Origin of the sequence: Chloroflexus sp., from assembly GCF_034435895.1 — a bacterium.
Classification (GTDB): Bacteria; Chloroflexota; Chloroflexia; order Chloroflexales; family Chloroflexaceae; genus Chloroflexus.
The window spans coordinates 20420-28556 of sequence record NZ_DAOTWH010000358.1 but is presented as its reverse complement, the minus strand read 5'-3'; the positions used below and the strand labels follow the sequence as shown (position 1 = coordinate 28556).

General features: G+C 58.4%; 10 protein-coding genes and 1 pseudogene. 6 read left to right on the top strand and 5 right to left on the bottom strand.

Annotation, left to right across the window (positions count from 1 at the left end):
• From U9R81_RS19880 to hepT, 6 genes and pseudogenes are all read left to right on the top strand, one after another.
• Positions 1-235, top strand: a pseudogene (locus tag U9R81_RS19880) (carbon monoxide dehydrogenase); the annotation flags it as partial.
• Between the two features lie 397 nt (positions 236-632).
• Positions 633-1115, top strand: a complete 483-nt coding sequence (locus U9R81_RS19875; protein WP_322497144.1) for a (2Fe-2S)-binding protein — start codon at positions 633-635, stop codon at positions 1113-1115.
• Between the two features lie 44 nt (positions 1116-1159).
• A complete protein-coding gene (locus U9R81_RS19870; RefSeq protein WP_322497143.1) occupies positions 1160-3523 on the top strand; it encodes a xanthine dehydrogenase family protein molybdopterin-binding subunit in 2364 nt (787 codons plus the stop codon).
• Positions 3524-3588: 65 nt separating this feature from the next.
• Positions 3589-4449 carry a xanthine dehydrogenase family protein subunit M gene (locus tag U9R81_RS19865; RefSeq protein ID WP_322497142.1) on the top strand — a complete coding sequence of 287 codons (861 nt, stop codon included), beginning with the start codon at positions 3589-3591 and terminating at the stop codon, positions 4447-4449.
• Positions 4450-4576: 127 nt separating this feature from the next.
• On the top strand, positions 4577-5056 hold the full coding sequence (mntA, locus tag U9R81_RS19860) for a type VII toxin-antitoxin system MntA family adenylyltransferase antitoxin (protein ID WP_322497141.1): 480 nt from the start codon (positions 4577-4579) through the stop codon (positions 5054-5056).
• On the top strand, positions 4977-5402 hold the full coding sequence (hepT, locus tag U9R81_RS19855; protein ID WP_322497140.1) for a type VII toxin-antitoxin system HepT family RNase toxin: 426 nt from the start codon (positions 4977-4979) through the stop codon (positions 5400-5402). Before mntA ends, hepT begins: the two co-directional genes overlap by 80 nt.
• Before the next feature lie 56 nt (positions 5403-5458).
• On the opposite strand, the gene U9R81_RS19850 is transcribed toward hepT, so the two are convergent.
• The 5 genes from U9R81_RS19850 to U9R81_RS19830 all read right to left on the bottom strand — a co-directional run bounded on the left by U9R81_RS19850 (position 5459) and on the right by U9R81_RS19830 (position 7835).
• Entirely contained in the window at positions 5459-6052 is a 594-nt protein-coding gene (locus tag U9R81_RS19850; protein ID WP_322497139.1) for a hypothetical protein, read from the bottom strand.
• Between the two features lie 69 nt (positions 6053-6121).
• Positions 6122-6466: a hypothetical protein gene (locus U9R81_RS19845; RefSeq protein ID WP_322497138.1), complete on the bottom strand. Its 345-nt coding sequence runs from the start codon at positions 6464-6466 to the stop codon at positions 6122-6124.
• A gap of 607 nt (positions 6467-7073) precedes the next feature.
• Entirely contained in the window at positions 7074-7421 is a 348-nt protein-coding gene (locus U9R81_RS19840) for a hypothetical protein (RefSeq protein WP_322497137.1), read from the bottom strand.
• A 36-nt stretch (positions 7422-7457) separates the two neighbouring features.
• Positions 7458-7664: a hypothetical protein gene (locus U9R81_RS19835; protein WP_322497136.1), complete on the bottom strand. Its 207-nt coding sequence runs from the start codon at positions 7662-7664 to the stop codon at positions 7458-7460.
• A gap of 15 nt (positions 7665-7679) precedes the next feature.
• Complete coding sequence (locus U9R81_RS19830; RefSeq protein WP_322497135.1) at positions 7680-7835, bottom strand: hypothetical protein; 156 nt, start codon at positions 7833-7835, stop codon at positions 7680-7682.
• Positions 7836-8137 lie beyond the last annotated feature (302 nt).

Sequence of the window (8137 nt, the reverse complement as noted above, 5' to 3'; positions counted from 1 at the left end):
CGCACCCGAACCGGTCGCCGCGCCACCGCCTGCACCAGCCGCCGCACCCGCACCCGAACCGGCTGAGGCGCCTGCTTTCCGGCGCACCATTCACGTGCCTGCTGGTGAAGGGCTGAGTGAGGTTGATGTTGCTCTCGGCGTAGTCGAGGATTTTCTGAAGGAGCGCCCATGGGTGCCGTGGGTGATTGTCGCTTTCTTGCTCGGCTATTTGCTCGGCCAGCGCCGGTCTGGCTAAAGGCCTGAACGCCGGCCCTGCTCACCGTGCTCCGAGCAGAGAGCAGAGCTGGTGTTCTGCGGGAATAGACGAGGAGGGTGACAAAAGAGTAATTTACAACCCTAGAGGGACGAACAGAGCATTTGGCCGAGTGTAACAATTGATCGCTGTGCGCTGCCTGAAAGCTCGGTGGTGCGCTCCCCCATCCCGCATTAGTGGGAGAGGGCTGGGGGTGAGGAGTGTCAACCCGCGCAGCGGGCTTCGTCCCCTAGCCCGGCCCTGAAGGGCCGGGGTCTGGATTCAGATATTCTGTCCACCCGTAAACTGCCAACCCGGGGAGTTTGAGAGGATCTTAGCTGATTACTATCGTTCCGTCCCGATCTGTAGTTCGCTTCGCAATCAACAAGGAGGTTGGAGAGTGACAACGATTACGGTCACCGTCAACGGCGTTCGCTACACGAGCGAGGTTGAGCCGCGCCTGCTGCTGGTTCATTACCTGCGCGAGCATCTCAATCTGACCGGCACCCATATCGGGTGCGACACGAGCCAGTGCGGCGCCTGCGTCGTTCACATCAATGGGGTCAGTGTCAAGTCTTGTACCATACTGGCCGTTCAGTGTGATGGCGCCGAGATTACGACGATCGAAGGGCTGGCGCATAACGGCCAGCTCCATCCGCTGCAAGAAGGTTTCTGGGAGAAGCACGGTCTCCAGTGCGGCTTCTGCACCCCCGGCATGATCATGGCCGCCGCTGATCTGCTCAAGCGCAACCCTAATCCCACTGATGAAGAGATCCGCCACGGTCTGGAAGGCAACCTCTGCCGCTGCACCGGCTACGAGAACATTGTCCGCGCAGTGCGCTACGCGGCCGAGAAGATGGCTGCGACGCAGGCTGCTGACTAATTCGTCCGGCAACTGTTCACAACGAACCTAGTGAGGAGTCGAGGATGACCGCTACCGAGCTGAAGGAGCGACTGGTTGGGCGGGCGCTGAAGCGCCGGGAAGACCCGAAGCTGATTACCGGCCACGGCAATTATCTCGATGATATTAAGCTGCCCGGTATGCTGCACATCGCGCTGGTGCGCAGCCCCCATGCCCACGCTAAGATCGTTTCGATCGACGCGAGCAAGGCTTTGGCAATGCCCGGCGTGGTCGCCGTCTTTACCGGCAAGGATATGCTCGATATTAATCCGATGCCGGCGGCGTGGCCGGCGGCTGGGGTGAAGAATTATCCGGTGCCGCCGCGCGCGCTGGCGGTCGATAAGGTGGCGCTGGTGGGCGACCCAGTGGCGATGGTGGTGGCTGAAGATCGCTATACCGCTCGCGATGCGGCTGATGCGGTTGAAGTTGAGTACGAACCGCTGCCGGCAGTGGTCGATGCCCGCAAGGCGGTCGAACCCGGCGCACCCCAGATTCACGAGGCGGCGCCGAACAATATCGTGTTTGAGTGGGAGTGCGGCAATAAGGCGGCAGCCGATGCGGCCATCGCTAGCGCCGAGGTGGTGGTGAAAGAGGAGATTATTAACCAGCGCCTGATCCCCACCCCGATGGAGACCCGCGGCTCGATTGCCCGTTACGATGCCCTCACCGGCGAGTGGACGGTCTGGATGACCTCGCAGGCGCCGCACGTCCATCGCTTGCTGCTGACTGCGTTCGTCTTCGGCGTGCCCGAAACCAAGCTGCGTTGCATTGCTCCGAATATTGGCGGCGGTTTCGGCCAGAAGATCTTCTGCTACAACGATATGGCCTTCACCATGTGGGCCGCGCGCAAGCTGGGCCGCCCGGTGAAGTTTGTCGAAGACCGCTCCGAGAATTATAAGTATTCGACCCACGGGCGCGACCATATTACCGAGGCCGAACTGGCCGGCACCCGCGACGGTAAGATTACCGGTCTGCGCGTGAAGACGTGGGCAAATATCGGCGCGTATTTCTCGACGGTCGCAGCCGGCATCCCGACGACCCTCTACGGACGCATTGTGACTGGTGTCTACAAAATTCCGGCAGCGTATGTCCACGTTACCGGCGCGTATACCAACACCGCAATGGTTGATGCCTACCGCGGCGCTGGCCGCCCCGAAGCCAGCTATCTGATCGAGCGCATGGTCGATCGGTTCGCCGCTGAGATCGGGATGGATCCGGCGGAGGTGCGGCGCAAGAATTTCATCCAACCGGAAGACTTCCCCTACGATAACGGGTTGGGGCTGCTGCCCTACGATAGCGGCAACTACGAGCCGGCCTTGAATAAGGCGCTCGAAATCGCTGGCTACGCCGAGTTCCGCAAGCAGCAAGCCGAACTGCGCCAGCAGGGTCGCTACCTCGGCATCGGCATCTCGTCGTATGTTGAGATTTGCGGCATCGCGCCAAGCGCGTGGATGGGTGGCCAAGGTTGGGGCGCTGGTCTTTGGGAAAGCGCCAACGTCCGTGTCCATCTCACCGGCAAGGTGGTGGTGACAACCGGTTCGTTGCCGCACGGGCAAGGGCTCGAGACGACTTTTGCCCAGATCGTGGCCGACGAGCTGGGGGTGCCCTACGAGGATGTCGAAGTGCAATGGGGCGACACCCAAGGCACACCATTCGGCTACGGCACCTACGGTTCGCGCTCGCTAGCCGTCGGCGGGGTGGCGATCAAGCGCAGCGTCGATAAGATTAAAGAGAAGGCGCGCAAGCTGGCCGCTCACCTGTTGGAGGCCAACGAGGCCGACATTGTGTTCGAGAATGGCCGCGCCTATGTCAAAGGTTCACCCGACAAGGGCAAGACGATTGGCGAGCTCGCCGCCGCTGCCGCCGTCGCCTATAACCTGCCCCCCGGCATGGAACCGTTCCTCGACGAGACCAGCTACTACGATCCGCCGAACTGCACCTTTCCCTTCGGCACCCACGTCTGTATCGTTGAGGTCGATCCTGAAACCGGCCACGTCAAGCTGTTGCGCTATATCGCGGTTGACGACTGCGGCAACCAGATCAACCCGCTGATCGTCGAGGGCCAGATCCACGGCGGTATTGCGCAGGGTCTGGCGCAGGCGCTCTACGAAGGCGCGGTCTACGACGAGGATGGCCAGTTGCTGACCGGCACCCTCATGGACTATGCGGTGCCGACGGCGGCGATGGTGCCGCATATCGAGACCGACTATACCGTTACGCCGTCGCCGGTGAATCCGCTCGGCGTAAAGGGGGCCGGCGAGGCGGGCACGATTGCCTCGGCACAGTGCGTGATGAACGCGATTATCGATGCGCTGGCGCCGTTCGGCGTCAAGCATCTGCAGATGCCGGCGACGCCGGAGCGGATTTGGAAGGCAATTCACAAGAAGTAAACGAGTAGAGCGCAGGCGCGGGGCAGGTTTGGCCTGCGCCTGCCGTGACGCATAAGGGAGCAGCCATGATTCCAGCCCCATTTGATTATTATGCGCCAACCAGCCTCGCCGAGGCGCTGACGCTGTTGCAGCAGCACGGCGACGATGCCAAGATTTTGGCCGGCGGTCACTCGCTGTTGCCGGCGATGAAGCTCCGTCTCGCTGCGCCGAGTGTGTTGATCGACATCAACCGGGTGGTGGAACTGCGCGGGATCAAGGTGAACGGGACGGTTGAGATCGGCGCGATGACGACGTGGAGCGCGATCGAGCACCACGCGGCGCTGGCCAAGGCCTGCCCGGCGATGGCCGATGCGGTCGGCTTGATTGGTGACATTCAGGTGCGCAACCGCGGCACGATCGGCGGTTCGCTGGCCCACGCCGACCCTGCCGCCGATATGCCGGCGGTGGCGCTCGCCGTCGATGCCCAGATTCACGTCGAAGGCCCCAACGGCCCGCGCGCGATTGCCGCCGCTGATTTCTTCACCGGTATGCTCAGCACGGCCCTCGAACCGGGTGAGATCATTACCGCGATCACGTTCAACAGCCACGGCCCCGGTGAAGGATCGGCCTACGCCAAGTTTCCCCATCCAGCTAGCCGCTACGCCATCGTTGGCGCAGCAGCTTATGTCAAATTAGAGAACGGGCAGGTGACGGCGTGCCGGGTGGCGATCACTGGCGCCGGTCCCAAAGCCGAACGCCAGCCTGCTGTCGAGCAGGCGCTGATCGGCGCCGACGGCAGCGCCGATGCGGTAGCCGCCGCCGCGGCCCACGCCGGCGAAGGCATGGAGATGCTTGGCGACATCCACGCCAGCGCAGAGTACCGGCGGGCGATGTGCAAGGTCTATGCCAAGCGCGCCTTGCTCAAGGCGATCGAGCGGGCTCGGTAGGGCGATAACTAGCAGAAATTGAGGAGCGCAGCAGGCAAGGGCGGGTTTGTAACCCGCCCTTGCGACTCATAACTTCTGCTAGCGTAGTACAATCATCGTACCCGCTGAAATGAAGGATTGGCCAGGTATGACATTCGCTCACGTGCCAAACCCAATTGCCGTTATCGCCCAACAGTATCCCGCGATCCAGCTTGTCTACTTGTTTGGGTCGCGTGTCACTGGATCAATCGGGCCGATGAGCGATACCGATCTCGCAATCTTGCTCGATCACACAGCCTCAGTGCCGGCATTGCGCGTCGAGCTCACACAACGCTTGGCTGAGGCGCTTCAGAGTGATCAGCTTGATCTGGTTATCTTGAACCAAGCGCCGATTGAATTCGCGTACAGCGTTATTGCTGAGGGCATTGCATTATACCAGCGTTCAATGCTTGAACGAGTTGAATACGAAGCGAAGATTTTAAGCCAATACTGCGATTATCTACCCGTCTTGCGCGCCCAATCCCGCGCGATTATCGATGGAGCCGGTGATGAGCGTCGAATTCAGCGGTATCGAGCGGCGTTTAGACGAACTCAACGAACGCTTGGCGCGCTTGACACCACTCTGTGAACGTCCGCGTTCAGATTTTGACTGCGATCCGTATCTGCGTGACATCGCGGAGCGTAATCTTGAAGTGGCCGCGCAATGTTGCCTCGATATCTGCCACCGGATTATAGCGCTTGAAGGAGCGCGTAAACCGCGTGATTATCGCGATGCCATTCTTAGGATGGGTGAGCTTGGTGTACTTCCTCCCGATTTTGCCACCCAATTAGCGCCGATTGCTGGCTTTTGCAACATTTTAATCCACGAATATTTATTAATTGACTGGGACGAAGTTTATCAAAATCTCGATGATTTACATCAATTCGTCGCCTATATTCGCGCATGGTTACAGCAACGCAATGCAGTTGAGTAAACAATCCCCCGCGCACCGGCACAGTGCGCGGAGGTTCGATGTTTCAATGGCGACCGTTATACCTTCCTAAAGTAGACAATCGCCTTGTTACCGGATTGCAACCCTTCCATTGTCAGCGCATAGAGACCCCGCGGCACATTAGGGCTCAACTGAAGTTTTCCAAGGAACGTGCCATCAGGTTGAGCCTCATCGCCGCCAGTAATCGGCAATCCTACCACCTCGCCGGTCGCCATAAAGGTGACGTAGGCGCCAAGCCGTTCACCGGGAGTAAAGCCATACCCCAGCACGGTGACAACGGCCGTGGTATTCCCCTGAATACAAGCTGGGTCAATGAAAGCATTTACCGGTGGCGGAATATTGGCGCACGGATCAGCCGACGGCGGGGTTGGCCGCGGCGTAGGTTGCGGCGCAAACGCCTCACGGCCCAACAAGCCCAGCAGCACCACATCCGGCCCAAGCCGAGAATGCAGCTCGAAGCGCGCCCGCTCGAACCACTGCGTCAGCACTGTATCGCCCGACGAGTTGGTCTCGACCCGCGCTTCGGTCAACGGTAACCCGAATAGGGCCAAGCTCTCGGCCTCGCTGAAACCGCGCCGGCCATCGAACTCAAGGCCATACGATTGCCAGTAGCGTAAGAAGGCATCGCACACCAGATGTCCGGTCTGGGCAAAATAGCGGCAACCGGCCTGCTGCGTCGTTGGCGCTTTCGGTTCGTTCTGTCATGGCGTGCCGCGCCGCTGCAGCAGCTCATCGCCCAACCGGCCCAACAGCACGTCATAAGGACGCGCATTCTCTGGGTGCAGCTCGAAGCGGTTGCGCTCGAAGATTTGCACCAGCCGCGCCTTACCTTCTACATCTTGCTGGAAAGCAGGCGTAATCGGGAAGCCAAACACCGGCAAACCGCCGTTCTTTTGCCAGTATTCGGCAAACCGTCCCTCAATGCAATCCGGCACTTCATTGAAACAGATCCGGTTCTGCGCCTGCGCGGGTGCTGCCGGCATCAGCGCTGCCAGCAGCATTGCCACAACGACCATCACGAACAAGTGCTGCCAGCATGACTTCATAAGAAACCTCCCTGATACTGTTCTAGCCAACGATTAAGAGAGGATCGGTAACAAAATTATATAAATTTCAATATTAATAGACAATATGAAATTTAATAATTTCAAGTTAACAAATTTTATTTGTTTTTACCAAACAAAATTTGTGATTTTACTTTTAAACTAATTATTAATAACCGCTTCTCAAAACTCTTTTCACTACACTCCTATACGCCCATTGGCGCTCGTGAAGCATTCAGCCGCCAGCACCGTCCCAGCCCAAACGAACACTAACTTTGACACCAAAACCCCCGCGCGCCGGTCACACTACGCGGGGGTTAGCGAGGACGGATCGTGAACCTAATCAGCGACCGTCTTCAATAACTTTGAAGAACAAGACGGCTTTATGGCCGGACTGCAAGCCTTCGATCGTGAAAGCGTAGAGACCCGGCGCCAAACCTTCTGGATAGTAGTTCATAACGACAAAACCCGGAAATCCCTCGTCTTCGTTGTTGGCCCGTAGCTCCCCGCCGGAGAACTCTAAACCGATGTTCGCACCAGTATCAGTCAATGTCAGAGTGATAGCAACCGGTTCGCCGTAACGAAAACCAGACGCCATGAGCAAGATATATCACCCACTCAGCTCTGCCACTGTGATGCAGTTTGGACTGACGTAGCCATTAACCGGCTCCGGCATATCAGCGCAGCGCGGGTCTATCTGCGGTTCGATCTGCGGCTCGAATGCCTCCCGCCCTAGCAACCCCAACAGCACCACATCCGGCCCAAGATTGGTATGCAACTCGAAGCGCGCCCGCTCAAACCACTGCGTCAGCACCGTATCGCCCGACGAGTTGGTTTCGATCCGCGCTTCGGTCAACGGCAAGCCGAATAGGGCCAAGCTCTCGGCCTCGCTAAAGCCGCGCTTGCCATCAAACTCCAAGCCGTGCGACTGCCAATAGCGCAAGAAGGCATCGCACACCAGATGTTCGGTCTGGGCAAAATAGCGGCAACCGGCCTACTGCGTCGTAGACGCTTTCGGCTCCTCCTGCCACGGCGTGCCGCGCCATTGCAACAGCTCATCACTCAGCCGGCCCAACAACACATCATAGGGACGCGCATTCTCTGGGTGCAGCTCGAAGCAGTTGCGCTCAAAGATTTGCACTAGCCGCACTTTGCCTTCCACCTCCTGCTCGAAGGCGGGAGTAATCGGAAAGCCAAACACCGGCAAGCCGCCGTTCTACTGCCAAAATTCGGCAAACCGGCCTTCAATGCAATCCGGCACTTCATTGAAACAGATTCGATCCTGCGCCTGCGCGGGTGCTGCCGGCATCAGCGCCGCCAGCAACGTTGCCATCATCGCCATCGCGAACAGGCGTCCCCAACGCGACCTCATGCCTAGCCTCCAGTAGGGTTGCAACTCAAGCGAAACCAGTGACCGGCAGGCTTTACAATACACTATCTTTGATAAAATACAATGCAGCCCAAATATATATTTATACACATTGCGAATCAAGTTTTAAAATTTGGACTTTTTATAGTTGATATCATTAGTTTACCATCGCCGCACAGTCGCTCCCACATCACGCACTCTTTAGCGTAATCTGCTTACCTTAGGCATATTCAAATGCGAAGCGGGATGGACGCTACCTTGATGGCAAGTATCCATCCCGCCTTATGCACTGAAACATCGCTAGC

Coding starts and splice junctions, on each gene's coding strand:
- U9R81_RS19870 (WP_322497143.1), top strand. CDS start 1,160: ATGACCGCTACCGAGCTGAAGGAGCGACTGGTTGGGCGGGCGCTGAAG.
- U9R81_RS19865 (WP_322497142.1), top strand. CDS start 3,589: ATGATTCCAGCCCCATTTGATTATTATGCGCCAACCAGCCTCGCCGAG.
- mntA (WP_322497141.1), top strand. CDS start 4,577: ATGACATTCGCTCACGTGCCAAACCCAATTGCCGTTATCGCCCAACAG.
- hepT (WP_322497140.1), top strand. CDS start 4,977: ATGAGCGTCGAATTCAGCGGTATCGAGCGGCGTTTAGACGAACTCAAC.
- U9R81_RS19845 (WP_322497138.1), bottom strand. CDS start 6,466: ATGAAGTCATGCTGGCAGCACTTGTTCGTGATGGTCGTTGTGGCAATG.
- U9R81_RS19830 (WP_322497135.1), bottom strand. CDS start 7,835: ATGAGGTCGCGTTGGGGACGCCTGTTCGCGATGGCGATGATGGCAACG.